Annotated in this window: 25 protein-coding genes; 13 read left to right on the top strand and 12 right to left on the bottom strand. The window is 71.5% G+C overall.

The features are described 5' to 3' along the window. Positions 1-225: 225 nt before the first annotated feature. The 4 genes from ACIGFK_RS20910 to ACIGFK_RS20925 all read right to left on the bottom strand — a co-directional run bounded on the left by ACIGFK_RS20910 (position 226) and on the right by ACIGFK_RS20925 (position 3,684). Positions 226-1,119 carry a 1-aminocyclopropane-1-carboxylate deaminase/D-cysteine desulfhydrase gene (locus tag ACIGFK_RS20910; protein WP_400053071.1) on the bottom strand — a complete coding sequence of 298 codons (894 nt, stop codon included), beginning with the start codon at positions 1,117-1,119 and terminating at the stop codon, positions 226-228. A gap of 30 nt (positions 1,120-1,149) precedes the next feature. Then, positions 1,150-1,740 (bottom strand): N-acetylmuramoyl-L-alanine amidase, encoded by a 591-nt coding sequence (locus tag ACIGFK_RS20915; protein WP_376661624.1) that lies wholly within the window; start codon positions 1,738-1,740, stop codon positions 1,150-1,152. A 110-nt stretch (positions 1,741-1,850) separates the two neighbouring features. Further along, positions 1,851-3,047, bottom strand: coding sequence for a globin domain-containing protein (locus tag ACIGFK_RS20920; RefSeq protein WP_400053073.1), 1,197 nt, complete (start codon positions 3,045-3,047; stop codon positions 1,851-1,853). Positions 3,048-3,228: 181 nt separating this feature from the next. Beyond that, complete coding sequence (locus ACIGFK_RS20925) at positions 3,229-3,684, bottom strand: RrF2 family transcriptional regulator (RefSeq protein ID WP_376661622.1); 456 nt, start codon at positions 3,682-3,684, stop codon at positions 3,229-3,231. A 217-nt stretch (positions 3,685-3,901) separates the two neighbouring features. Between ACIGFK_RS20925 and ACIGFK_RS20930 the strand changes: the two genes are divergently transcribed. From ACIGFK_RS20930 to ACIGFK_RS20950, 5 genes are all read left to right on the top strand, one after another. Continuing rightward, positions 3,902-5,308 (top strand): family 2B encapsulin nanocompartment shell protein, encoded by a 1,407-nt coding sequence (locus ACIGFK_RS20930; RefSeq protein ID WP_376661621.1) that lies wholly within the window; start codon positions 3,902-3,904, stop codon positions 5,306-5,308. A 41-nt stretch (positions 5,309-5,349) separates the two neighbouring features. Beyond that, the gene (locus ACIGFK_RS20935; RefSeq protein ID WP_386470509.1) at positions 5,350-6,396 is read left to right on the top strand and encodes a family 2 encapsulin nanocompartment cargo protein polyprenyl transferase; all 1,047 of its coding nucleotides are present in this window, start codon (positions 5,350-5,352) and stop codon (positions 6,394-6,396) included. Between the two features lie 134 nt (positions 6,397-6,530). Next, positions 6,531-7,118 carry a GNAT family N-acetyltransferase gene (locus tag ACIGFK_RS20940; protein WP_400053075.1) on the top strand — a complete coding sequence of 196 codons (588 nt, stop codon included), beginning with the start codon at positions 6,531-6,533 and terminating at the stop codon, positions 7,116-7,118. 97 nt (positions 7,119-7,215) lie between these two features. Then, on the top strand, positions 7,216-7,800 hold the full coding sequence (locus tag ACIGFK_RS20945) for a dihydrofolate reductase family protein (RefSeq protein ID WP_376661618.1): 585 nt from the start codon (positions 7,216-7,218) through the stop codon (positions 7,798-7,800). Positions 7,801-7,836: 36 nt separating this feature from the next. Continuing rightward, entirely contained in the window at positions 7,837-8,046 is a 210-nt protein-coding gene (locus ACIGFK_RS20950) for a hypothetical protein (RefSeq protein WP_376661617.1), read from the top strand. Positions 8,047-8,049: 3 nt separating this feature from the next. On the opposite strand, the gene snpA is transcribed toward ACIGFK_RS20950, so the two are convergent. After that, positions 8,050-8,706 carry a snapalysin gene (gene snpA / locus ACIGFK_RS20955; protein ID WP_376661616.1) on the bottom strand — a complete coding sequence of 219 codons (657 nt, stop codon included), beginning with the start codon at positions 8,704-8,706 and terminating at the stop codon, positions 8,050-8,052. 211 nt (positions 8,707-8,917) lie between these two features. Here snpA and ACIGFK_RS20960 point away from each other — a divergent pair, with 211 nt between their 5' ends. The 3 genes from ACIGFK_RS20960 (at position 8,918) to ACIGFK_RS20970 (ending at position 12,346) form a co-directional block, all read left to right on the top strand. Continuing rightward, positions 8,918-9,853: a LysR family transcriptional regulator gene (locus ACIGFK_RS20960; RefSeq protein WP_376661615.1), complete on the top strand. Its 936-nt coding sequence runs from the start codon at positions 8,918-8,920 to the stop codon at positions 9,851-9,853. 659 nt (positions 9,854-10,512) lie between these two features. Beyond that, positions 10,513-11,433 (top strand): DUF4097 domain-containing protein, encoded by a 921-nt coding sequence (locus tag ACIGFK_RS20965; protein WP_376662457.1) that lies wholly within the window; start codon positions 10,513-10,515, stop codon positions 11,431-11,433. A 1-nt stretch (position 11,434) separates the two neighbouring features. Continuing rightward, positions 11,435-12,346, top strand: coding sequence for a helix-turn-helix transcriptional regulator (locus ACIGFK_RS20970; RefSeq protein WP_376662458.1), 912 nt, complete (start codon positions 11,435-11,437; stop codon positions 12,344-12,346). A gap of 126 nt (positions 12,347-12,472) precedes the next feature. On the opposite strand, the gene ACIGFK_RS20975 is transcribed toward ACIGFK_RS20970, so the two are convergent. From ACIGFK_RS20975 to ACIGFK_RS20990, 4 genes are all read right to left on the bottom strand, one after another. Continuing rightward, entirely contained in the window at positions 12,473-13,033 is a 561-nt protein-coding gene (locus tag ACIGFK_RS20975; RefSeq protein WP_386470500.1) for a Clp protease N-terminal domain-containing protein, read from the bottom strand. Next, positions 13,033-13,242 carry a helix-turn-helix domain-containing protein gene (locus ACIGFK_RS20980; protein ID WP_042818984.1) on the bottom strand — a complete coding sequence of 70 codons (210 nt, stop codon included), beginning with the start codon at positions 13,240-13,242 and terminating at the stop codon, positions 13,033-13,035. The genes ACIGFK_RS20975 and ACIGFK_RS20980 overlap by 1 nt, the downstream gene beginning before the upstream one ends. 67 nt (positions 13,243-13,309) lie before the next feature. Further along, the gene (locus tag ACIGFK_RS20985; protein ID WP_376662488.1) at positions 13,310-14,272 is read right to left on the bottom strand and encodes a zinc-binding dehydrogenase; all 963 of its coding nucleotides are present in this window, start codon (positions 14,270-14,272) and stop codon (positions 13,310-13,312) included. 150 nt (positions 14,273-14,422) lie between these two features. Beyond that, a complete protein-coding gene (locus tag ACIGFK_RS20990; protein ID WP_376656706.1) occupies positions 14,423-15,631 on the bottom strand; it encodes an NADP-dependent malic enzyme in 1,209 nt (402 codons plus the stop codon). A gap of 524 nt (positions 15,632-16,155) precedes the next feature. Here ACIGFK_RS20990 and ACIGFK_RS20995 point away from each other — a divergent pair. Genes ACIGFK_RS20995 through ACIGFK_RS21005 form a run of 3 tightly spaced genes read left to right on the top strand, consistent with a single transcriptional unit; the run spans position 16,156 to position 18,873 of the window. Continuing rightward, positions 16,156-17,115, top strand: coding sequence for an ABC transporter substrate-binding protein (locus ACIGFK_RS20995; RefSeq protein WP_376656705.1), 960 nt, complete (start codon positions 16,156-16,158; stop codon positions 17,113-17,115). Between the two features lie 43 nt (positions 17,116-17,158). Then, the gene (locus ACIGFK_RS21000) at positions 17,159-18,109 is read left to right on the top strand and encodes an amino acid ABC transporter permease (RefSeq protein WP_376656704.1); all 951 of its coding nucleotides are present in this window, start codon (positions 17,159-17,161) and stop codon (positions 18,107-18,109) included. Beyond that, positions 18,106-18,873 (top strand): amino acid ABC transporter ATP-binding protein, encoded by a 768-nt coding sequence (locus ACIGFK_RS21005; protein ID WP_376656703.1) that lies wholly within the window; start codon positions 18,106-18,108, stop codon positions 18,871-18,873. Before ACIGFK_RS21000 ends, ACIGFK_RS21005 begins: the two co-directional genes overlap by 4 nt. 134 nt (positions 18,874-19,007) lie before the next feature. Here the strand turns inward: ACIGFK_RS21005 and ACIGFK_RS21010 are convergent, their stop codons facing one another. Further along, entirely contained in the window at positions 19,008-19,817 is an 810-nt protein-coding gene (locus ACIGFK_RS21010) for a class I SAM-dependent methyltransferase (RefSeq protein ID WP_376656702.1), read from the bottom strand. Between the two features lie 82 nt (positions 19,818-19,899). Between ACIGFK_RS21010 and ACIGFK_RS21015 the strand changes: the two genes are divergently transcribed. After that, positions 19,900-20,529, top strand: a complete 630-nt coding sequence (locus ACIGFK_RS21015) for a CGNR zinc finger domain-containing protein (protein WP_376656701.1) — start codon at positions 19,900-19,902, stop codon at positions 20,527-20,529. Here the strand turns inward: ACIGFK_RS21015 and sodX are convergent. Continuing rightward, the gene (sodX, locus tag ACIGFK_RS21020) at positions 20,433-20,855 is read right to left on the bottom strand and encodes a nickel-type superoxide dismutase maturation protease (protein WP_376656700.1); all 423 of its coding nucleotides are present in this window, start codon (positions 20,853-20,855) and stop codon (positions 20,433-20,435) included. The two genes, ACIGFK_RS21015 and sodX, sit on opposite strands and share 97 nt — an antisense overlap. 172 nt (positions 20,856-21,027) lie before the next feature. Between sodX and sodN the strand changes: the two genes are divergently transcribed. Then, entirely contained in the window at positions 21,028-21,423 is a 396-nt protein-coding gene (sodN, locus tag ACIGFK_RS21025) for a superoxide dismutase, Ni (RefSeq protein ID WP_030709803.1), read from the top strand. Positions 21,424-21,550: 127 nt separating this feature from the next. Here the strand turns inward: sodN and ACIGFK_RS21030 are convergent, their stop codons facing one another. Next, positions 21,551-21,739, bottom strand: coding sequence for a DUF6104 family protein (locus ACIGFK_RS21030; RefSeq protein ID WP_030709801.1), 189 nt, complete (start codon positions 21,737-21,739; stop codon positions 21,551-21,553). Positions 21,740-21,773 lie beyond the last annotated feature (34 nt).

The raw sequence follows: 21,773 nt of genomic DNA on the forward strand, positions 1-21,773 counted from the left end.
CAGCACTGCCCGCAGGCGCGAGGACGAGGAGACACTCCGGAGGGGCCCCGCCCCAACCGGCCGGTCCCGCCGAGGCAAAACCAGCCCCGCCGGCGTTTGAGGCGCGGGGTCCGGGGCGGAGCCCCGGCAGCGGAGCCCCGCCGGGCACGGCGATCGGGGCGCGGCGGCAGAGCCCCGCGGGGCACGGGCGGGACCCGCCCGAGGGAAACCGGCCCCGCCGGGAGGCTACGGGCGGCCCGTGATGACCGCGGCCAGGGCGGTCCCGCAGGGGAAGGCGCCCGACGCGGTGAGGTCGGCCAGGGCCCACAGGAGCTTCGCCACGTAGATCCGCTCCACCGGCAGCGCGTGCCGGTGCCCGAACTCCGTGGCGAAGGCCTCCAGGGGGGAGGGGATGCGGGCGTAGCCGCCGTGGTCGTACCCCTCGGCCAGGCTCCACTCCCCGGCCGGCCCCCCGAACGCGGCCGCCTGGAGGGAACGTATCTCCGCCCCCAGGAACCCGCCCGCCAGCACCGGGACGCCCAGCGCCCGCTGCCCGGGCTCCAGCCCGGCGGCCAGCCCGGCCAGGGTCCCGCCGGTCCCGCAGGCCACGGCGACCACATCGGCCGCACCGCGCAGCTCCCGGCCCAGTTCCGCGCAGCCCCGCAGGGCGAGGGCGTTGCTCCCGCCCTCCGGGACCACGTACGCGCCCTCCGCCCCGGCCTCGCCCACCAGCCGCGCCAGCACCTCCGGCTCGGCCTTGCGCCGGTACTCCGACCGGGCCACGAAGTGCAGCCGCATGCCGTCGGCCGCGCACCGGGCCAGCGAATCGTTGAGCGGCCGCCCGGCCAGCTCGTGCCCGCGCACGATCCCCACGGTCTCCATCGCGAGCAGCCGCCCGGCGGCCGCGGTGGCCCGCAGGTGGTTCGAGTACGCCCCGCCGAAGGTGACCAGGGCCCCGTGCCCCGCCTCCACGGCGGCCCGCAGGTTCGGCGCGAGCTTGCGCCACTTGTTCCCGGGCAGCTCGGGGTGGACCAGGTCGTCCCGCTTGAGCAGGAGACGGACGCCGTGCCGCTCGAACCTGTCGTCGCGGACCTCTTGCAGCGGCGAGGGCGGGCGGGGGCGCAGTTCGGGGTGGTCCACCCGTCCATTGTGGGGCGCCCCCGCCCGGGGCTACTTCAGGCGTTCCGTGATGCGGTCGCGCATGGACTGCATCGTGAAGCCCTTCGGGTCGATCTTGCCCGGCTGCCATTCCAGGTGGCCGATGACCGAGCGGGCCGTCCAGCCGTGGACCCGGCAGATCGCCGCCGCCGCGCGGGCGATGGCGTCCAGTTGGACCGCCGGCCACGGGTCCTTGCCGTCGCCGAGGTTCTCGCACTCGAAGCCGTAGAAGTGGCGGTTTCCGTCGGTGTCCGCCTCGTTGTCCGGCGGGAGGCGCTTCTCCGCGATGACGGCCGCCAGGACGTCGGAGTCCCCGGCGCCCGCGTGGTTGGCGCGGCCGTAGCCGACCAGGTGGACGCGGCCGTCCTTGGTGATCACGCCGTGGCAGAGGGGGCCGGGGAGGTCCTCGTCGCCCTCGCGGCAGAGCCGGACGGTGTAGGCGGTGCCGTGGGTGACGGTGTGGTGGATCATCACCCCGTTCACCGGGCCCCAGGGGCCCTTGTGGTTGCGGTTGTGGGTGCGCCAGGCGCCGACCTCGACGACGGTCAGCCCTTCGTGGCGCAGTGCGTTGATGAACCGGTCCGCGGACATGGGTGCGGCCATGGCCGCCTCCTTCGTTGCGGTGCTTGGCGGACACCCTGCGTGTCCGCCTGGTCACGCTACGGTTTAGTGGAGGCGGCCCTTCCGCCGCTAGGGCGGGATCCGGCCACTTATCAGGCGGAAGCCAGCCACATGTCGGGGCCGAACACCTCGTAGTGGATGTCCGCGGCCGGTACGCCCTTGGCGAGCAGCTGCTCGCGCACCGCCCGCATGAAGGGGAGCGGGCCGCAGAGGTAGGCCTTGGTGCCGGGGGCGACGGGGACGGACGCGAGGTCCATGAAGCCGGTGCGGTGGCCGGGTTCGGCCGATTCCTCGTACCAGAAGTGGGCGGCGGCGTCCGCGAGCTTGTGGGTCAGGGCCTGGTGGTCGCCCCGCAGCGGGTGGTCGGCCGGGGAGCGGTCCGCGTGCAGCACCGTGACCGGGGCGGCGTACGCGGTGTCGGCCAGGTGCTCCAGCATCGAGAGCATCGGGGTGCAGCCGATGCCCGCCGAGGCGAGCAGGACCGGCGCGCCGGAGTCCCGGAGGGTCAGATCGCCGTACGGCGCCGAGACGCGCAGGGTGTCGCCGGCGCGGACGCGGGCGTGCAGGTGGCCCGAGACCTCGCCGTCGGGGCCCGCCGCGGCCGGGCCGTGCACCCGCTTGACGGTGATGGCGCGGACCGGGGAGCCGGGGGAGGTGATGAGGCTGTACTGGCGGATCTGGCGGGCGCCGTCGGGGAGTTCGACCTGGACGGAGACGTACTGGCCGGGCAGGTGCGCGGGGGCGGGGGCGCCGTCCGCCGGGGTGATCCGGAAGGTGGCGCAGTCCGCGGTCTCCTCGACGCGGGCGGCGACCGTCCACTCGCGCCAGACGTCGCCGGCGAGCACCTGCTGCTCGGCGTACAGGCGCTCCTCGATGGCGATGAGGGCGTTCGCCATCAGCCAGTAGACCTCGTCCCAGGCGGCGGCGACGTCGGGGGTGACGGCCTCGCCGAGCACCTCCGCGATCGCCTCGAACAGGTGCTGGTGGACGACCGGGTACTGCTCGCGGGTGACGCCGAGCGACGCGTGCTTGTGGGCGATGCGGTTCAGCATCACGTCCGGGCGGGTGTCGGGGTGTTCGACGAGGTGCGTGGCGAAGGCCGCGATGGAGCCGGCGAGGGCCTGCTTCTGGAGGCCGGCGCTCTGGTTGCCCCGGTTGAAGAGGTCGCGGATCAGCTCCGGGTGGGCCGCGAACAGCTTCGTGTAGAAGAGTTCCGCGATCTCGCCCATGGCGGCCCCGACGGCGGGCAGGGTGGCTCGTACGGTCGCCGTCGACTTCTCGGAAAGCATGCGGAACTCCTCGCGTGTGGGTGGTGCAGGGGTGCAGATGGTGCAGTTAATTGGCATCTGAGATGCGTATTTTCGGCCCGAAAAAAGGTCCGCCGCGGTGCGGACCTCCGTTCGAGCTTGCCGTCAGCCTGAGCCTAGGCGGACCGGCGACGGGCGGAAACCGGCCATCAGGCCCTGGCCGTCAGGGACTTTCGGCCCCTGTCGGCGGCCCGCCCGAAATGCCCAGCAGCAGCGGCCCCGTCGGGGCCGCGACCAGGTCGTTCACCGTCAGCGGGTCCAGTGTGGCGAAGAAGGCCTCCTGGGCCCGGCGCAGCGCGCCGCGCAGCACGCAGGCGGAGCGGAGCGGACACGGCACGGTGCCGTCGCAGTCGACGACGTCGCCCGCACCCTCCAGCTCGCGGACCACGCCGCCCACCGAGGCGGCCCGGCCGGCGGGGGTCAGGGTGAGCCCGCCGCCCCGCCCGCGCCGGGCCTCGACCAGGCCGAGGTGCTGCAGCCTGGCGACCACCTTGGCGGTGTGCGTGTACGGCACCTGCATGGTCGCCGCGACGTCCCGCGTGGTCGGGAGGTCCGTCTCCGCGACGGCCAGGCGCATCAGGATGCGCAGCGCCAGGTCGGTGAATCGGGTCAGCCGCATGGGTCGACCGTAGAAAACTTGAATCCGAAGTGCAAATTAATGGCCGGAACTGGGTGGGGTGCGAGGTGCGCAGGGGGCGTGCGGGGGGAGCGGGCGACCCCAAAGGGTGCCCCGCGCTCGTACGGAGTAGTCCCACCCTTTTGTGTAATGGTCTCATCACGCTACGTACTGAAAGGCTGCATCCTGCAGATCCATGGAGTGATCGAAGGGGAAATTCATGTCGGTCCAGGCAGGTTCCGAGTCCGAGGCCCAGACGCCGCAGCGCAGTCTCGGGACATCGGCCGCACGGAACTTGGCAACCACGACCAAGTCCGCGCCGCAGATGCAGGAAATCACCTCGCGGTGGCTCCTGAAGATGCTCCCGTGGGTCTCGGTGCAGGGCGGCACCTACCGCGTCAACCGCCGGCTCAGCTACTCGGTCGGCAACGGCATCGTCGAGTTCGTCAAGACCGGGAGCCAGGTCCAGGTCATCCCCGCCGAGCTCGGCGAACTCCCGCTCCTGCGCGACTACGAGGACGAGGCGGTGCTCACCGAACTCGCCCAGCGCTGCCGGCAGATCGACTTCGAGCCCGGCCAGGAGCTGACCTCCTTCGGCAGCCCTTCCGACCAGGTGTTCCTCCTCGCCCACGGCCGCATCGACCACATCGGCCCCGGCCCCTACGGAGACGACGCCGTCCTGCGGACCGTCGCCGACGGCGCCTTCTTCGGCGAGGACGCGCTCGTCGACGAAGAATCGATTTGGGAGTACACCGCCCGCGCCGCCACCTCCGGCACCGCCCTGGTCCTGACCCGCCAGGACTTCCAGCTGCTCGCCGACCGCGTCGACTCCCTGCGCGCGCACGTGGAGCGCGTCCGGACCCTTCCCGAACAGCGCACCAACAAGTACGGCGAGGCCGCGATCGACCTCTCCGCCGGCCACCGCGGCGAGGCCGTGCTCCCCGGAACCTTCGTCGACTACGAGGCCCACCCGCGCGAGTACGAACTCTCCATCGCGCAGACGGTCCTGCGCGTGCACACGCGCGTCGCCGACCTCTACAACCAGCCGATGAACCAGACCGAGCAGCAGTTGCGGCTCACGGTCGAGGCGCTGCGCGAGCGCCAGGAGCACGAGATGCTCAACAACACCGACTTCGGCCTGCTCCACAACGCCGACTACGACCAGCGCATCCAGCCCCACGACGGCGCGCCCAGCCCCGACGACATGGACCAGCTGCTCAGCATGCGGCGCGGCTCCAAGCTCTTCCTCGCCCACCCCAAGGCGATCGCCGCCTTCGGCCGCGAGTGCAACAAGCGCGGGCTCTACCCGGAGTCGGTGGAGGTCGACGGCCACCGCGTGCCGTCCTGGCGCGGGGTGCCGATCTTCCCGAGCAGCAAGATCCCGATCAGTGACGCCCGCACCACCTCGATCCTCTGCATGCGCACCGGCGAGGACGAGCAGGGCGTGATCGGCCTGCACCAGCCCGGCATCCCCGACGAGATCGAGCCGAGCCTGTCGGTCCGCTTCATGGGGATCAGCGACCAGGCGATCATCTCGTACCTGGTCACCGCCTACTTCTCCGCCGCGGTGCTGGTGCCGGACGCGATCGGCGTACTGGAGAACGTCGAGATCGGCCGCTGGCGCTGAGCGCGGGGAGCGCCGGGAAGGCCGGGATCAGCGTGAACGCCATGAGCGCCGCCCTGACCGCGGGCGAGGGCCGGGAGGCCGCCGTCCTGCTGGAGCGGACGAGGGAAGAGGTCAACCCGCAGCTGCGCCGGACGGTCGAGAGCCTGCCCGGTTCGATGCGGCGGGTCGCGATGTACCACTTCGGCTGGGAGCACGCGGACGGCACGCCCGCCGCGGGCAACACGGGGAAGGCCATCCGGCCCGCCCTGGTCCTGGCCGCCGCCCAGGCCCTGCGGGGTCCGGGCGGGGAGCCGGACGACGCGGTACGGGCGGCGGCGGTCGCCGTGGAGCTGGCGCACAACTTCACGCTGCTGCACGACGACGTCATCGACCGGGACGTCCAGCGGCGCGGCCGGTCCACGGCCTGGACCGTCTTCGGGATACCGGACGCGATCATCACGGGTGACGCCATGATGGCGCTCGCGCTGCGGCTGCTCGCCGAGGACCCGCATCCTGCCTCCGCGGAGGCCGCGGCCCGGCTCACGGCCTGCGTCATCGAGCTGTGCGGGGGCCAGCAGGCGGACTGCGCCTTCGAGCAGCGCCCGCACGTCCCGCTCGACGAGTGCCTCACCATGGCCACCGCCAAGACCGGGGCGCTGCTCGGCTGCGCGTGCGCCCTGGGCGCGCTGTACGCGGGGGCCGGGCCGGAGGAGGTCGAGGCGATGGACGCCTTCGGCCGGGAGGCCGGGCTGGCCTTCCAGCTGATCGACGACCTGATCGGCATCTGGGGGGATCCGGGCCACACCGGCAAGCCCGCCGGGGCGGATCTGATCGCCCGCAAGAAGTCCCTCCCGGTCGTCGCCGCCCTCAACTCGGGCACCGCGGCGGGCGAGGAACTGGCCGCCCTGTACGCGGGCCCCATGACCGGGGACGACGTACGCAGGGCCGCCGAGGCGGTGGAACGGGCCGGCGGGCGCGACTGGGCGCAGGCCCAGGCCGCGGACCGGATGGGCCGGGCGGTGCAGCAGCTGTCCCGGGCCGTCGCGGACCTCGGGGCCGCGGGCGGGCTGCTGGCGCTGGCGGAGTTCGTCACGCGCCGCACGCGGTGAGCACGCGGTAGGCAGGCGGGGGAAGGCCTGTTCCGGCACCGTACGGCGCCGGAACAGGCCTTTCCGCATGATCGGGCCAACTCTAGGATCCCTCAAGGACGTTGGGACTTGAGCGAAGGGTGTGCCCAGTGGTAATGGAGATACGTCAGGCGGATCGGTCGGACCGGGACGCGGTGGCGCGCCTGCTCGACGAGGCCTTCCGCACCGACCCGGTGAGCAGCTGGGTCTTCCCGGATCCCGCGCACATGGCCGCGGTGCACGGCAAGTTCCTCGGAGTCTTCGTGGACGTGGCGCTCGCCGAGGGCCGCATCGACTACGCCGCGGACGGTTCGGCGGCCGCGCTGTGGCTCCGGATCCCCGCCGGAGAGCCGGAGGGCGAGGACGAGATCCCGGCGAAGATGCGGGCCGTGGCCGACCCGGACAACGAGCGCTGCGAGCTGGTCGGCCGGCTGACGGGTGCGGTGCACCCCACGGCGGAGGAGCACGAGTACCTGCTGATGATCGCCGTCGCTCCCGGCAGCCAGGGGCGGGGGCTGGGCTCCGCACTGATGCGCCCGGTGCTGGAGCGCTGCGACCGCGAGGGAGTCCCGGCCTACCTGGAGGCGAGCAGCGAGCGCAGCAAGGCGCTCTACGAGCGGCTGGGGTGGGAGTTCACCGGAGAGGCGGTGCAGCTGCCGGACGGGCCGCTGATGTGGCCGATGTGGCGCAAGCCGCAGTCGTAGGAAGGCGGGGCGGCGGGAGCTTGCGTAACCACTTCATCTGAAGTACTTTATTCGACGTGCCCCGGTGCGGTGGCACTGTCGAACGGAAGAGAATCGCTTGCGCAAGCTCACGTACTTCATCGCCACCACGGTCGACGGCTTCATCGGAGCCCCGGACGGCGATGCCGATTTCATCTACGCCTTCGTGGACCCCGAGTTCGTCGACCACCTGAAGGTCGAGTACCCGGAGACCATCTCCGCCGGCGGGCGCGAGCAGCTCGGGCTCGCGGACGCCGCGCCCCAGCGCTTCGACACGGTGATCATGGGGCGCAACACGTACGAGCCGGGCCTCAAGGTCGGGATGCCCAGCCCCTACGGCCACATGCGCGAGCAGTACGTCGTCTCGCGCTCACTCGCCGAGGCGCCGGACCCGGAGGTGCAGCTGATCAGCGGGGACGTCGTCGCGAAGGTCCGCGAGCTCAAGGCGCAGGACGGCCTGGACATCTGGCTCTGCGGCGGCGCCGACCTTGCGGCCCAGCTGGTGGACGAGATCGACGAGTACATCGTCAAGACCTACCCGGTGTTCGTGGGGACCGGTATGCCGATGTCCCGCGCCGGATTCGGGGTGCGCCCGCTGGAGCTCACCGGCTGCACCGCTCTCGGCGGCGGCCAGGTCATCACCTCGTACGCCGTCAAGCGCTGACCGGGCAAAAGTGGAAAACCGGCCTACCGTAGAGGTATGGCCGGTGAACAGCGGCGGCGCCCGCACGAGACGATCGCCCCGCACGCCGGGCACGAGCAGCAGACGTGCCCGACGTGCGGGAGCCCCGTCGAGACGGTGCTGAGGCGGCGCAAGTCCCTGGGGATCTTCATCCCGTACTGGACTCCGGGCCCCTGCCGGAACCCGGAGTGCCCGAGTTACGTCGCGGTCTCGGAGGGCAGCGGCTAGCGGTCAGCCCTTCGTCCCCGCTCCGGAGGCGACCAGGCCGTTGGCCCACAGCTGGTTCACGCGCGACCGCTCGGTGCTGTTCGGGTAGGGGTTCGTGCACGAGGTGCCCGGGCCGCCGCCCGACATCAGCTCGCTGCACGGACCCGAGTAGTGGTCCGGCAGGCCGAGCACGTGACCGGTCTCGTGCGCGGTCACCCGGGTGGAGTCGTACTGCTGGTTCTGGCGGTAGTCGAGGAAGATGTAGCCCCGTCCGTGCCCGTCCGTGCTCGCGTACGAGCCGCGGGAGTCATTGCCCTCGCGGTACGAGAAGTTCCCGCCCGAGGACACCTCCTGCAGCTTGACGTTGGAGACCGAGCTGTTCCATATCTGGGTGGAACGGGCTATCTGCGTACGGAAGCTCGGCGCGTTGCGGGTGTTGTACGTGACGGTCACGGCCAGCACGCCGGGGTTCGCGGCGCGCTGCTCGGCGACCGCACGCCGGACGGCGTCGAAGAAGGCGCGGTTGGCGGCCTCGTTCTCCGCCGAACGCTCGTACGCGGCGTACGTCGAGGCATTGCCGGCGGCGGGTGCGGCGCTGGCGGTGGGGGCGATTCCGCCGAGGGCGGCGGCGAGGCCGAGGCCGATGGTTCCGGCCAGCGCGGCCTTACGGGAGTGGCGCATGTGGGGGAGCTCCTACTCGTCCGGTGCGGTGGGGGGTGGTCGTTCGGTACCGGAGTCTGCGGGAGCGGAAGCGGGCGGCGGATGATGTCAGCCGCCGATAACGCGGGCTTATCGGGGAGGTTTCGGAAGGTCAACCTCCTTGAGAATGGCGGGATTCGAGGGCCTGAAGACGGCTGGTGCGGTTCGCCCGGCCCGGCCTACCCTCTGGGGCATGGAGCTTGAGGTCAGGCACCTGCGGGCGCTGTGCGCCATCGCCGACGCCGGCAGCCTGCACAAGGCCGCCCGGCAGCTCGGCGTGAGCCAGCCCGCCCTGACGACTCAGCTGCGCCGCATCGAACGGGCCCTGGAGGGCGAACTGTTCCTGCGCGAGCGCACCGGCTGCCGGCCCACCCCCTTCGGCCACGCGGTCCTCGGCAGGGCCCGGCCGCTGCTCGCGGAGATGGCCGCGCTGGTCGCGGACGCGCGGGCGCAGGCCCGCGGCCCCCGGCTGAACCTCGGCTCCACGGCCAGCCGGGCCCTGCCGGGGTGGCTGCGCCGGCTGCACCGGCGGATGCCGGACACCGAGACCTCCCTGGTGGTGGACGTCTCCGCCAACGCGCTGCTGAGGATGGTGGCTTCGGGCCAGCTGGACGTGGCGTTCGTGCACGAGGTGGAGGGCAGCCCGCTGACGGTGCCGGCGGGGCTGCAGCTGCGGGTGCTGATGGAGCGGGAGCCGCAGTTCGTGTCGATGTCCAGGGACCATCCCGCCGCGCGCTCGCCCGTGGTGGAGTTACGGGACCTGGCCGAGGACAGGTGGACGGTCGACCCCTCGGTCGACGGTGAATGGGACGGCCTGCGGCGGGTGTTCGCGGGGGCCGGGCTCGACCCGCCGGTACTGCACGCGGACTACCACACGGCGACCTCGCTGATCGTCTCCGGCGAGGCGGTGGCGCCGTGCCAGCCGACCTCCGGGCCGCGGGATGACATGGCCATCCGGCCGCTGTGCGGGGATCCGCTGGCGGTGCGGCTGCTGTTGGCGACGCGGCCGGGTGCGCACGGGGAGGTCTTCGAGGACCTCCGTGCGGCGTACCGCGAAGCGGCCCTGCGCGCCGCGCCGTACCGTGCATGGCTCCGCCACCACGCGAGCCCCCTCCTGGAAGCGGCCTAGGGGGTGTCCGGCGGATCATGGCCGGGCCCGGCCCGCCTGGCACCGCGGCTTGCCGCGTTGTCGTCGGTCGCCAATGCTCCGCAGTGGCTCCCTCCTCCGCCTTGCAATCCACGGCACCAGACGACCCGGGCTGTCCGACCCTGATCCGCCGGACACCCCCTAACCCCGCCCCCCGGGGCTCCGCCCCGGACCCCGCGCCTCAATCGCCGGCGGGGCTGGATCCGCCCCCTGCCGGCTCGTAGGTGTGCGCCTCTCCCAGCCCGTCCGGCGTTCGTCTTTCGGCCCCGCCGGCGGTTGAGGCAGGGGGTACCCCCAGCGGTAGCCGGGGGAGGGGCCGGGCGGAGCCCGGGGAACGGTGGAAGGGCGGGGCGGGGAGAGGCTCCGCGCAGCGGCACCCGAGGGTCCGGCGGCCCCGTCCTCGGCGCTCTCCGCATCGGCCCGGTCCGACTCGACCGGCCCCGTATCGGCCGCGCCCGTATCGGCCGCGCCCGCACCGGCCCCGGTCCGGCCCGCGTGGCCCCGCACCGATCCGCCCGCGCCCCCCGTCACGGCATTCGCTTGACTTCGCCCAACCGCGATATATCGTGTTGACCAGAAGACGCGATATGTTGCGAGCGTCGAGCCCCCGTCCGTGCACGCACCGAGAAAGGATCAGCACCATGGCAGAGCAGAAGACGTGGTCGGCCGCCGAACCGCAGAAGCTCACCTTCGAGGAGCCGGTGACCGAGCTCCGCGTCCGGCTCATCAGCGGCACGGTCAACGTCGTCGCGGCGGAAGACGGCCCGGCCCGGCTCGAGGTGACCGCGGTCGACGGGCCGCCGCTGTACGTGGTGCAGGAGGACGGCACCCTCACCGTCTCCTACGAGGACCTGCCCTGGAACGGCTCGCAGAGCTTCAAGACATGGCTCGAGTCCAAGCCCTGGAAGGCCTGGACCGGCAGCTCCGCCTCCGGCCGCAAGGCCTGGGAGCGCAGCGCGGCCGTCACCCTCACGGTCCCCGCCGCCACGCACGTACGGGTCGCCGTCGTCGACGCCACCGCGTTCGTGTCCGGGATCTCCGGCGGCACCGACGTCAACGGGGTGTCCGGCGACGCCACCCTCGTCGGCCTCTCCGGCCAGGTCAAGGCGCACACCGTCTCCGGCGGCGTCGAGGTGCAGTCCGTCACCGGCGAGCTCGGGTTCCACTCGGTCTCCGGCGGTCTGACCGTGGTCGACGGAACGGCCACGAGCGTACGGGCCGACTCGGTCAGCGGTGACATGCTCATCGACCTGGACCTCGACCCGGCCGCCGCCCGGCCCGTGGACATCGCGCTCACCTCGGTCTCCGGTCAGGTCGCGATCAGGCTCCCGCACCCCGCCGACGCGCGGATCGAGGCCAACACCGCCACCGGCGGGGTCTCCAACGCCTTCGAGGACCTGCGGGTCTCCGGCCAGTTCGGCTCCAAGCGGATCACCGGCACGCTCGGCGCCGGCACCGGCACCCTGCGGGCCACCACCGTGTCGGGAGGGATCGCGCTGCTGCGCCGCCCGGCCGCCGACACCACGGAAACCCCCCTCGCGCTCGACAAGAAGGTGCTCTGACATGCCGCCCGTCTTCGCCCACGGCCGCCTCCGCCTCTACCTCCTCAAGCTCCTGGACGAGGCCCCCCGCCACGGGTACGAGGTCATCCGGCTGCTGGAGGAGCGCTTCCAGGGCCTCTACGCGCCCTCCGCGGGCACGGTGTACCCGCGCCTGGCCAAGCTGGAGGCCGAGGGCCTGGTCACGTACGCCACCGAGGGCGGGCGCAAGGTGTACTCCATCACCGACGCGGGCCGCGCCGAACTGGCCGACCGCAGCGGTGAACTCGCAGACCTGGAGCTGGAGATCCGCGACTCCGTGACCGAACTGGCCGCCGAGATCCGCGACGACGTCCGGGGCGCGGCGGGTGACCTGCGGCGCGAGATGCGGGCGGCCGCGTCCGCCTCGGCGACCCGGGTCGACGACGAGTCATGGAAGACGATCAAGGAGGAGATGAGCAAGGCCCGCGCGGAGTGGAAGGAGCAGGCCCGTCGCGCCAAGGACGAGAGCCGCCGGGCCCGTGAGGAGGCGCAGACGGCCCGCCGCCAGGCCAAGGAGGCGCAGGAGCGGGCCCGCGAGGAGGTCCAGCGCATCGCGGGGCAGCTGCAGGAGCAGTTCGCCAAGTCGGGGGGCGTGCTGGGGAACCTGGCCGGTGCGTGGCTGGGTGGCGGCGGTACGGCGCACGCACCCGCGGGGGGTGCGGCTGCCGGGGCCGGCGGCTCTGCCGGTGGCGCTACCGCGGGGGACTGGGCCGAGGACCTGGTCGCGTCCGGGGACCCGGCCCGCGACCTGGACCGGCTGCTGGACCGCTTCCGCGACGAGGTCCGCGATGCGGCGCGCGACCACGGGGTGACGGCGGAACGGGTGGCCGAGGCGCGGGCCGACCTGGCGGCCGCCGCGGCCCGCCTCTCGGCCACCCTCCGCGCCAAGCCGTAGAACGGGCTGCGGGATGCCGCTGCGCGGAGCTGCTCCCCGCCCCGCCCTTCCGCCGTTCCCCGGGGCTCTGCCCCGGACCCCCGGTCCTCGAACGCCGGACGGGCTGAAACCGCCCGGACGTGCGAGTCAGGCTGCCAGGGCGGATTCTGCCGTGGTGTAGGTGACGCCGTGGTCCGTCAGGACTTCGGCGGGGGTGCCGGGGCGGGACAGGAGTGCCAGGAGCAGGTGCAGGGTGCCGATGTGGCGGTCCTTGCGGCCGAGCGCGATGCGCAGGGACTGCTCCAGGGCCTTCTTCGCGCCCTGGGTCAACCGGACGTGGCGGCCGGCCGGTTCCGGGCGGCCCAGGGCCGAGCGGAGCGAGTCGCCCAGCGTGCGCCTGCGCGGCCCCGGGGCCGACAGGGCGCCCTCGCCGTGGGTCTCCTCGATGCGGGTGACGATCTCCGTCACGTCGATGCCGAGGTCCGCCAGGGCCTCTTCGTCGGCCCTCGACATGCCGCCCCGGCGGCGGGCCGCGGCGAGGTCCGCGGCCACCGAGGCCCGGTCGACGCCCAGGGGGTCCAGGGCGCCCAGGGCCAGCAGGGAGAGGAGCAGGTGCTCCTCGGTGACCGTCGCGGCGCCCGCCTCGCGGGCCTCGGCGACGGCGCCCGTGACCGCGGCGCGGGCGTCCTGGGTGAATCGCTCGAACATCAAAGCCTCCCGTGCTTCTTGTGCACGGCCTGCCGGCTCACGCCCAGCTCGGCCGCGATCTCCTGCCAGGACCACCCCTGCGCGCGGGCACTGCGTACCTGTACGGCCTCCAGCTGCTCCAGCAGTCTGCGGAGGGCGGCCACGGCACGCAGGCCCACGCGCGGGTCACGGTCACCGGCCCGTTCGGCGAGGTCGGTAGCTTCCGTCATGCATGTCAATGTAGGTTGACGCGGGAGGTTCGTCAACCCCGGTTGACATGCCCGGAGGGGCGGGGCGTCAGGGCCGCAGGACCACCTTGCCGAAGAGGTCGCCCGATTCGACCTTCGCGAAGCCCTCCCGCGCCCGGTCCAGCGGCAGGACCTCGTCGATGACCGGCCGCAGGCCCGTCGTCGCGCAGAACGACAGCAGGTCCTCCAGCTCGTCCTTCGAGCCCATCGTGGAGCCGACGACCTTGAGCTCCAGGAAGAAGATCCGGGTCAGCTCGGCGTGCGCCGGGCGGTCTCCGCTCGTGGCGCCGGAGATGACCAGGGTGCCGCCGGGGCGCAGGGACTTCACCGAGTGGGACCAGGTGGCCGCGCCGACCGTCTCGATCACCGCGTCGACGCGGTGCGGGAGGCGGGCGCCCGGCTCGAAGGCGTCCACCGCGCCCAGCTCGACGGCCCGCTTGCGCTTGGCCTCGTCGCGGCTGGTGGCGTAGACCCGCAGGCCCGCCGCCTTGCCCAGCGCGATGGCGGCGGTCGCGACCCCGCCGCCCGCGCCCTGGACCAGTACCGAATCGCCGGGGCGGACGCCCGCGTTGGTGAAGAGCATGCGGTACGCGGTCAGCCAGGCGGTCGGGAGGCAGGCGGCCTCCTCGAAGGACAGCTCGGCGGGCTTGCGCAGCACGTTCCAGGCGGGGACGGACACCTGCTCGGCGAAGGTGCCCTGGTAACGCTCGGTCAGGATCGAACGGGGCTCGTCCGGGCCGACTCCGTGGCCGCTCTGGCCGATCACGGAGTGCAGGACGACCTCGTTGCCGTCCTGGTCGATCCCGGCGGCGTCGCAGCCGAGGATCATCGGGAGGTTCTCCTCGCCGAGGCCGACTCCGCGCAGCGACCACAGGTCGTGGTGGTTGAGGGAGGCGGCCTTGACGTTCACGGTCACCCAGCCGGGCCGGGCCTCGGGAGCGGGGCGTTCGCCCAGCTCGAGGCCGTTCAGCGGCTGGTCACGGTCGATTCGGGCGGCATAGGCAGCGAACATGACGCGACGCTACCGCTGGGTAGGCGCGGGGTTCCAGCCCCTCCGGGACCGGGAGGGTGAGGTCTTCGTCGCACCGTGCCGGTACGAAAGCGGGCGGGGCCCGGCCGGATCGCTCCGGCCGGGCCCCGCCCGTACTGCTCAGCCCGTCGGTCAGGCCAGGCGGGCCACGCCGTCGGCCTTGGCCGCGGCGGCCACGGCCGTGGCGACGGCCTCGGCGACGCGGGTGTCGAACGGCGACGGGATCACGTACTCGGCCGTGAGCTCGTCGTCGGCGACGACACCGGCGATGGCGTCGGCAGCCGCGATCTTCATGTTCTCGGTGATCCGGGAGGCGCGGACCTTGAAGGCGCCCGCGAAGATGCCCGGGAACGCCAGGACGTTGTTGATCTGGTTCGGGAAGTCCGAGCGGCCCGTGGCCACGACCGCCGCGTACTTGTGCGCGACGTCCGGGTGGACCTCCGGGTTCGGGTTGGCCATGGCGAAGACGAAGGCGTCCTTCGCCATCGAGGCCACGGCCTCCTCCGGAACCGTGCCGCCGGAGACGCCGATGAAGACGTCCGCGCCGGCCAGGGCCTGCTCCAGCGAACCGGTCTGGCCGGTCTTGTTGGTCAGGCCCGCGATCTCCGCCTTGACGTCCGTCAGGTCGGTGCGGTCCGCCGAGACGACGCCCTTGCGGTCGGTGACGCAGACGTCGCCGATGCCCGCGTCCACGAGGATCTTCGCGATGGCGATGCCCGCGGCGCCGGCGCCCGAGATCACGGCGCGCAGGTCGCCGAGCGTGCGCCCGGTGAGCTTCGCGGCGTTGCGCATGGCGGCCAGCGTCACGATGGCCGTGCCGTGCTGGTCGTCGTGGAAGATCGGGATGTCGAGGGCCTCCTGGAGGCGGCGCTCGATCTCGAAGCAGCGGGGAGCGGAGATGTCCTCCAGGTTCACGCCGCCGAAGGACGGGGCGAGACGGATGACCGTCTCGACGATCTCGTCCGTGTCCTTGGTCGCGAGCGCGATCGGAACCGCGTCCACGCCGCCGAACTGCTTGAAGAGGATGGCCTTGCCCTCCATCACGGGGAGGGAGGCCTCGGGACCGATGTCACCGAGTCCGAGCACGGCCGTGCCGTCGGTGACGACGGCGACCACGTTGGACTTCCAGGTGTACTCGTTCACGAGCTCGGGCTGCTCGGCGATGGCGGTGCACACCTTCGCCACGCCCGGCGTGTAAGCCAGGGACAGGTCGTCCTTGTTGTTGACAGGCACGGTGGCCTGGACGGCCATCTTGCCGCCCCGGTGCAGCGCGAACACCGCGTCCGGGTTGTTGTCCGTAACGCTGTTGTCACTGCGAGGGTTGACGATCTCCGCTGCCACTTGATGTGACCCCTTAAGTCCTTTGAATCGTTGAGGGTGGCCACTCCTGGTTAAGGGGTGGGCGGGCACCGAGTACGTACTCCGCTTCGACGGTTGGCCCGTCTCCGCAGAGGGGAGGTTCGTACGCGCGGGCGCGCCGCACGCGCGCCCTGAGCCCCGGATGAGGGGTGTAAGGATCTGTTCTACCCGAAGAACGCTCACCCAGACGAGTCGATTCCGCCTCGACTGTAGGCCTTCTGTCCCGCTTTTGGCTAAAAGTCCAAAGCTTGATGTCCGACAGGCGAGACGAGCAGAAGAAACTCTTGAGAAAACGCCTGGTCACGGCAGTATCTGCGGCATCGACGGCCCTGCTCCGCAGTCCTGTTGGGTCACCCCGGTCGCCCGTTATGCGATTTTGACCTGACGGGCACCCTGAATGTCTCAGTCCGAATGGCAAGATGCCGTAATCACACAAGGTCGCGACACCCGATGGTGCGTGTCCGACCGCTTCTCGATCCTTTTCCACCAGCCGGAGGAACGAAGCCATGACCGCAAGCACCACCCGTCGTACGACCGCCGCCCGGTCCCGGATCGCCGCGGTCGGCGCGATCGCGGTCGCCGGCGCCCTGGTCCTGACCGGCTGTGGCGACCAGACGGAGAAGGGCTCCTCCGCGACCCCCTCCGGCGGCACGCAGAAGGACAGCTCGGCCCCCCTCTTCTCGGCGCTGCCGAAGAAGATCCAGGACGCGGGTGTCATCAAGGTCGGCACGGACTCCGCCTACGCCCCGATGGAGTTCGTCGAGGGCGGCAAGATCGTCGGTGTCGACCCCGACATCGCCGAGGCGCTCAGCAAGCAGCTCGGTGTGAAGTTCCAGTTCACCGCGGGCACCTTCGACGGCCTGATCACCTCGATCTACACGGGCCGCGAGGACGCGATCATGTCGTCGATCACCGACAACAAGAAGCGCCAGGAGGGTCTGGACGACAAGGGTCAGAAGATCGGCAAGGGGATCGACTTCGTCGACTACTTCTCCTCCGGCCTCTCGCTCCTCGTCAAGAAGGGCAACCCCGAGGGCATCAAGTCCATGGACGACCTCTGCGGCAAGACCGTGGCCGTCCAGCGCGGCACGATCTACGAGGACACCTTCAAGGCGCAGGCCGAGAAGTGCGGTGACAAGAAGCTCACCATCCAGGCCTTCGACACCGACGCCGAGGCGCAGACCCGCGTCAAGGCCGGCGGCGCCGTCGCCGACCTGAACGACTACCCGGTCGCGGCCTACACGGTGAAGACCTCCGGTGGCGGCAACGACTTCGAGATCGCCGGCCAGCAGAGCGACGTCGGCCTCTTCGGCATCGGCGTGAGCAAGGAGAACACCCAGCTCCGCGACGCCCTGAAGCAGGCCCTCGACGCCGCGATCAAGGACGGCTCCTACGCCAAGGCGCTGGAGAAGTGGAACGTGCAGGACAGCGCCGTCAAGTCCGCGACGATCAACGCCGGCCAGTAGGTCAGTCCCGCCCCGCTCCACGCTCCACTGAAGGGCAGTCATTGTGACTGACAAGATCGAAAAGGGTCCGGCCGATAACCAGCCGGCCGGACCCGGCGCCTCGGGTACCCCGTACGAGGCCATCAAGGCCATCCCGGTGCGGCACTACGGCCGCTGGGTCAGCGGCGTCGTCGTCGTCGCGCTGCTGGGCTGGATCGTCTACGCCTTCGCCAACGGCAACGTCATCTGGCAGACGGTCCGCGGCAAGCTGTTCGACCCGGCGGTCCTGAGCGGTCTCGGCAACACCGTGATCATCAGCGTCTCGGCCATGGCCCTGGGCCTCGCGCTCGGCATCGTGTTCGCGGTGATGCGCCTGTCCAAGAACCCGGTGACGGGCGCCGTCTCCTGGCTCTACATCTGGTTCTTCCGCGGCACCCCGGTGTACGTGCAGCTGCTGGTGTGGTTCAACCTGTCGCTGATCTTCCAGTACATCAACCTCGGTCCGATCTACAAGAACGAGACCGTCGACGTCATGACCCCGTTCATGGTCGCCCTCCTGGGCCTCGGCCTGAACGAGGGCGCCTACATGGCGGAGATCGTCCGGGCCGGCATCCAGTCGGTCGACGAGGGCCAGACCGAGGCGGCCCACGCGCTCGGCATGCCGCAGTCGAAGACCATGCGCCGGATCGTGCTCCCGCAGGCGATGCGCGTGATCATCCCGCCGACGGGCAACGAGTTCATCAACATGCTGAAGACCTCCTCCCTGGTCTCGGCGGTGCAGTACACGGAACTCCTGCGGGCTTCGTCGAACATCGGCAACACGGCCGGTGCCATCATGGAGATGCTGTTCGTGGCCTCCTTCTGGTACCTCGCCCTGACCAGTGTGTTCAGCGTCGGCCAGTACTACCTGGAGCGCCGCTTCGCCCGTGGTTCCACGCGGAACCTGCCGCCGACGCCGTTCCAGCGTCTGAAGGCCAACCTGAACATGTTCCGCCGTACGGAGGTCGCGCGATGACCGCTCAGCCGATGGTCAAGGCCGAGGGCGTCCACAAGTCGTACGGCGCCGCCCACATCCTCCGCGGGATCGACCTGGAAGTCGCCCCCCGTGAGGTCTTCTGCCTGGTCGGTCCGTCCGGCTCCGGCAAGTCCACCTTCCTGCGGTGCATCAACCACCTGGAGCGCATCAACGCCGGCCGGCTCTCGGTCGACGGCGAGCTGGTGGGGTACAAGCAGAAGGGCGACAAGCTCTACGAGCTGAAGGACAGCGAGGTCGCGGCCCAGCGCCGGGACATCGGCATGGTCTTCCAGCGCTTCAACCTCTTCCCGCACATGACGGCCATAGAGAACGTCATGGAAGCCCCGGTCCTGGTCAAGGGCGAGTCCAAGGCGGTGGCGCGCGAGCGTGCCGTACGCCTCCTGGACCGCGTGGGCCTCGGCGACAAGGGCGGGAACTACCCCTCCCAGCTCTCCGGCGGCCAGCAGCAGCGCGTGGCGATCGCCCGTGCGCTGGCCATGGAGCCGAAGCTGATGCTCTTCGACGAGCCCACCTCGGCGCTCGACCCGGAGCTGGTGGGTGACGTCCTGGACGTCATGCGGGACCTGGCCGAGTCGGGCATGACCATGATCGTGGTCACGCACGAGATGGGCTTCGCCCGCGAGGTCGGCGACAACCTCGTCTTCATGGACGGCGGTGTGGTCGTCGAGTCGGGCAACCCGCGGGACGTGCTGGGCAACCCCCAGCACGACCGCACCAAGGCGTTCCTCTCCAAGGTGCTCTAGCGCTCCGCGGGAAACGTGGTCGGGGAGCTGCGGGCCGGCCGTGGCTGGTCGCGCAGTTCCCCGCGCCCCTGAAGGGGCGTGGACAAGGGGCGGTACGGATCTCCGTACCGCCCCTTTCCGCTGCCGCCGGAAAGTTACTGCTTCAGTCCTAGGACCAGTGCGTCCGAGGGGGAGCGCCAGACCGCACGGGCCTCCGCGAACCCGGCGCCGAGGAGCGTGCGCACGTGCCAGGCCTCGGGCGGGGTGTCGCCGTCGGCGTGCTCCCCGTAGATCGCGAAGCGCTGCTTCACCGGCTCGGCCAGCAGCGGGTCCGCCGCCGCCAGCGCCCACCACTCGCGCCAGTCCGCGGCCCCGGCCGCCTTCGCCGCGTCCATGGCCGCGTGCCGGTGGGCGTGCTCGGCGGCGTCGATGCGCGGGGTGGCCGGGTCGGGCATGTGGTCGGCGTTCATGAACACCCCGCCCGGGGCCACCAGCGGCGCGATCTGCCCGTAGAGGACGGCGAGGTCCTCGCTGTGCAGCCAGTGCAGGGCGGTGGCCGTCAGGACCGCGTCGTACGTCTCGTGGGGGAGCGCGGAGCGCCAGTCCGGGTCCTTGAGGTCGGCGGTCACGAACGTGACCCGCGGGTCGCCGGCGAAGTGGCCCCCGGCGATCGTCAACAGCGCGGGGTCGAGATCGACGCCCGTACTGGTGGCTCCCGGGAACCGCTTGAGGACCCGGTCCGTAATACTTCCCGTACCGCACGCGAGATCCAGCACCCGGGGGGTGGGGCCGACCAGCGCCTCGACCATGTCCAGCATCACCCGGAACCGCTCCTCGCGGTCGGGCATGTACCACTCCTGCTGCCGGTCCCAGCTGTCCTGCCAGGCCTGCCAGTACTCGGTGGTGGTGGTGCTGTCGGTGGTCGCCGCGTCCGCTGCAGTCGCGGTATCCGCCGTATTCGCCATCACGAACCCCTCCGTACGTAATACCCTCGAAGACATATCAGCCGTTACCCGAGACATTAATCCGCATCCGTAAGGACTACAAGTGGAACTGGCCCATTACTCGGACTTCGCCGTGCGCCTGGTCAACACCGAGGAGCCGGCCCGCAACAAGGACTCGCTCACCTCGGTGGACGCCGTCCGCGCCCTGTTCGGCGCCAGCCAGCAGATGGCCCGCCGCGTCACCGACACCGACGTGACCCGCTTCCGCAACGTCCGCGCCCGGCTGCGCGCCGTCTTCGAGGCCGCCGACAGCGGCGACCACGTCCTCGCCGTCGACCTGCTGAACTCGCTGCTCATGGAGTTCCCCGTCAGCCCCCAGGTCTCCGGCCACGAGACCCTCGACGAGACCGGACAGCCCGACTGGCACATCCACCTCGCCGACCACCCCTCGAACGCCTCCGCCGGCTACGCCGCCATCGCCTCCTTCGGGCTGGCCTTCCACCTCACCGCGCACGGCCCCGACCGCCTCGGCCTCTGCCAGGCCGCGCCCTGCCGCAACGCCTACCTCGACACCTCCACCAACCGCTCCCGGCGCTACTGCTCCGACCGCTGCGCCACCCGCGCCAACGTCGCCGCCTACCGCGCCCGCAAGCGCCTGGAGGCCGAGGCGTCCGCCCGCAGCGGCCGCAGCGCCGAGACCGCCCAGGAGAGCCACGCCCTCAGCGAGCGCTGACCCTCCTCGCGCGCCCGCAGCCGCAGGAACGCCGTCGCCAGCACCAGCTCGTCGGGCACCGGCCCGTACACGGTGCTGTCGCCGGTCTCGTTGTACGGGTTGTCGCCGAGCACCCACCAGCAGCCGCCCGGCCGCCGCTCCGCCGCCCGCTTGACCACCAGCAGGTCCTGCTGGAAGGGGTGGCGCAGCACGACCACCGCACCCGGCCGCACCCGGGCCCCGTAACGGACCAGCAGCTGGTCGCCGCTGAGCAGCGTCGGCACCATCGACGCCCCCGTCACCTCGACCAGCCCGAACTGCTTCCGCGGGCGTCCGTTCTCCACCATCCGTGTCCTCCTCGTCACACCCGCATGCTGCCCCACGGCCCCGTACGTTCGCTCACCGGTCCGGCCGAGCACCTGGACTTTTGTCCTAAGCCCATGGGGGCGCCCGCGAAATCCGGTTCTCCAGCGAGTAATCTCCCCCCTGAGAAGACGATCACGAGGAGGACACACTCCAATGCTTTCCCGCCTCTTCGCCCCCAAGGCGAAGGTCTCCGCCCACTGCGACCTGCCGTGCGGCGTGTACGACCCTGCCCAGGCCCGCATCGAGGCCGAGTCCGTCAAGGCCGTGCAGGAGAAGTACCAGGCCAACGACGACGCCGACTTCCGCGCGCGCGCCATCACCATCAAGGAGCAGCGCGCCGAGCTCGCGAAGCACCACGTCTCGGTGCTGTGGAGCGACTACTTCAAGCCCCCGCACTTCGAGAAGTACCCGCAGCTGCACACCCTGGTCAACGACACCCTGAAGGCCCTCTCGGCCGCCAAGGCGTCGAACGACCCGGCGACCGGGGCGAAGGCCCTTGAGCTCATCGCCGAGATCGACCGCATCTTCTGGGAGACCAAGGCCGCCTGATCCGGCGCCTCGTGCCACCCCGCGCGCCGCAGGCCGGCGCGCAAGCGAGAACGGCCCGACTGCCTCCGTGGCAGCCGGGCCGTTCTCGTGCTCAGCGGTGTTCCCGTCGTCGTGGGCGGCGCCCCGCTCACTCGTCGGCGTCGTCGTCCTCGTCGTCCAGGCGGGCCAGCCAGGTCGCCAGACGCTCCACCGGGACCTCGAAGTCCGGGTTCAGGTCGACGAACGTGCGCAGCTGCTCGGCGAGCCACTCGAAGGTGACCTCCTCCTCGCCGCGCCGCTTCTCCAGCTCCTCGATGCCGCGATCGGTGAAGTACAAGTCGGGCTCCGTGTCTCCGCGTCCAATGGGGAAT

It is taken from the genome of Streptomyces sp. NPDC085524, from assembly GCF_044541755.1.
In the GTDB taxonomy this organism is placed as follows: domain Bacteria; phylum Actinomycetota; class Actinomycetes; order Streptomycetales; family Streptomycetaceae; genus Streptomyces.

Excerpts from the sequence above, each read along its gene's own strand:
- ACIGFK_RS20915 (WP_376661624.1), bottom strand. The coding sequence starts at position 1,740 with ATGGCCGCACCCATGTCCGCGGACCGGTTCATCAACGCACTGCGCCAC.
- ACIGFK_RS20930 (WP_376661621.1), top strand. The coding sequence starts at position 3,902 with ATGTCGGTCCAGGCAGGTTCCGAGTCCGAGGCCCAGACGCCGCAGCGC.
- sodX (WP_376656700.1), bottom strand. The coding sequence starts at position 20,855 with ATGGTGGAGAACGGACGCCCGCGGAAGCAGTTCGGGCTGGTCGAGGTG.
- ACIGFK_RS20985 (WP_376662488.1), bottom strand. The coding sequence starts at position 14,272 with ATGTTCGCTGCCTATGCCGCCCGAATCGACCGTGACCAGCCGCTGAAC.
- ACIGFK_RS20995 (WP_376656705.1), top strand. The coding sequence starts at position 16,156 with ATGACCGCAAGCACCACCCGTCGTACGACCGCCGCCCGGTCCCGGATC.
- ACIGFK_RS21005 (WP_376656703.1), top strand. The coding sequence starts at position 18,106 with ATGACCGCTCAGCCGATGGTCAAGGCCGAGGGCGTCCACAAGTCGTAC.
- ACIGFK_RS21010 (WP_376656702.1), bottom strand. The coding sequence starts at position 19,817 with ATGGCGAATACGGCGGATACCGCGACTGCAGCGGACGCGGCGACCACC.
- ACIGFK_RS20975 (WP_386470500.1), bottom strand. The coding sequence starts at position 13,033 with ATGTTCGAGCGATTCACCCAGGACGCCCGCGCCGCGGTCACGGGCGCC.
- snpA (WP_376661616.1), bottom strand. The coding sequence starts at position 8,706 with ATGCGCCACTCCCGTAAGGCCGCGCTGGCCGGAACCATCGGCCTCGGC.
- ACIGFK_RS20965 (WP_376662457.1), top strand. The coding sequence starts at position 10,513 with ATGGCAGAGCAGAAGACGTGGTCGGCCGCCGAACCGCAGAAGCTCACC.
- ACIGFK_RS20925 (WP_376661622.1), bottom strand. The coding sequence starts at position 3,684 with ATGCGGCTGACCCGATTCACCGACCTGGCGCTGCGCATCCTGATGCGC.
- ACIGFK_RS20940 (WP_400053075.1), top strand. The coding sequence starts at position 6,531 with ATGGAGATACGTCAGGCGGATCGGTCGGACCGGGACGCGGTGGCGCGC.
- sodN (WP_030709803.1), top strand. The coding sequence starts at position 21,028 with ATGCTTTCCCGCCTCTTCGCCCCCAAGGCGAAGGTCTCCGCCCACTGC.
- ACIGFK_RS20970 (WP_376662458.1), top strand. The coding sequence starts at position 11,435 with ATGCCGCCCGTCTTCGCCCACGGCCGCCTCCGCCTCTACCTCCTCAAG.
- ACIGFK_RS20935 (WP_386470509.1), top strand. The coding sequence starts at position 5,350 with ATGAGCGCCGCCCTGACCGCGGGCGAGGGCCGGGAGGCCGCCGTCCTG.
- ACIGFK_RS20960 (WP_376661615.1), top strand. The coding sequence starts at position 8,918 with ATGGAGCTTGAGGTCAGGCACCTGCGGGCGCTGTGCGCCATCGCCGAC.
- ACIGFK_RS20980 (WP_042818984.1), bottom strand. The coding sequence starts at position 13,242 with ATGACGGAAGCTACCGACCTCGCCGAACGGGCCGGTGACCGTGACCCG.
- ACIGFK_RS20920 (WP_400053073.1), bottom strand. The coding sequence starts at position 3,047 with ATGCTTTCCGAGAAGTCGACGGCGACCGTACGAGCCACCCTGCCCGCC.
- ACIGFK_RS20950 (WP_376661617.1), top strand. The coding sequence starts at position 7,837 with ATGGCCGGTGAACAGCGGCGGCGCCCGCACGAGACGATCGCCCCGCAC.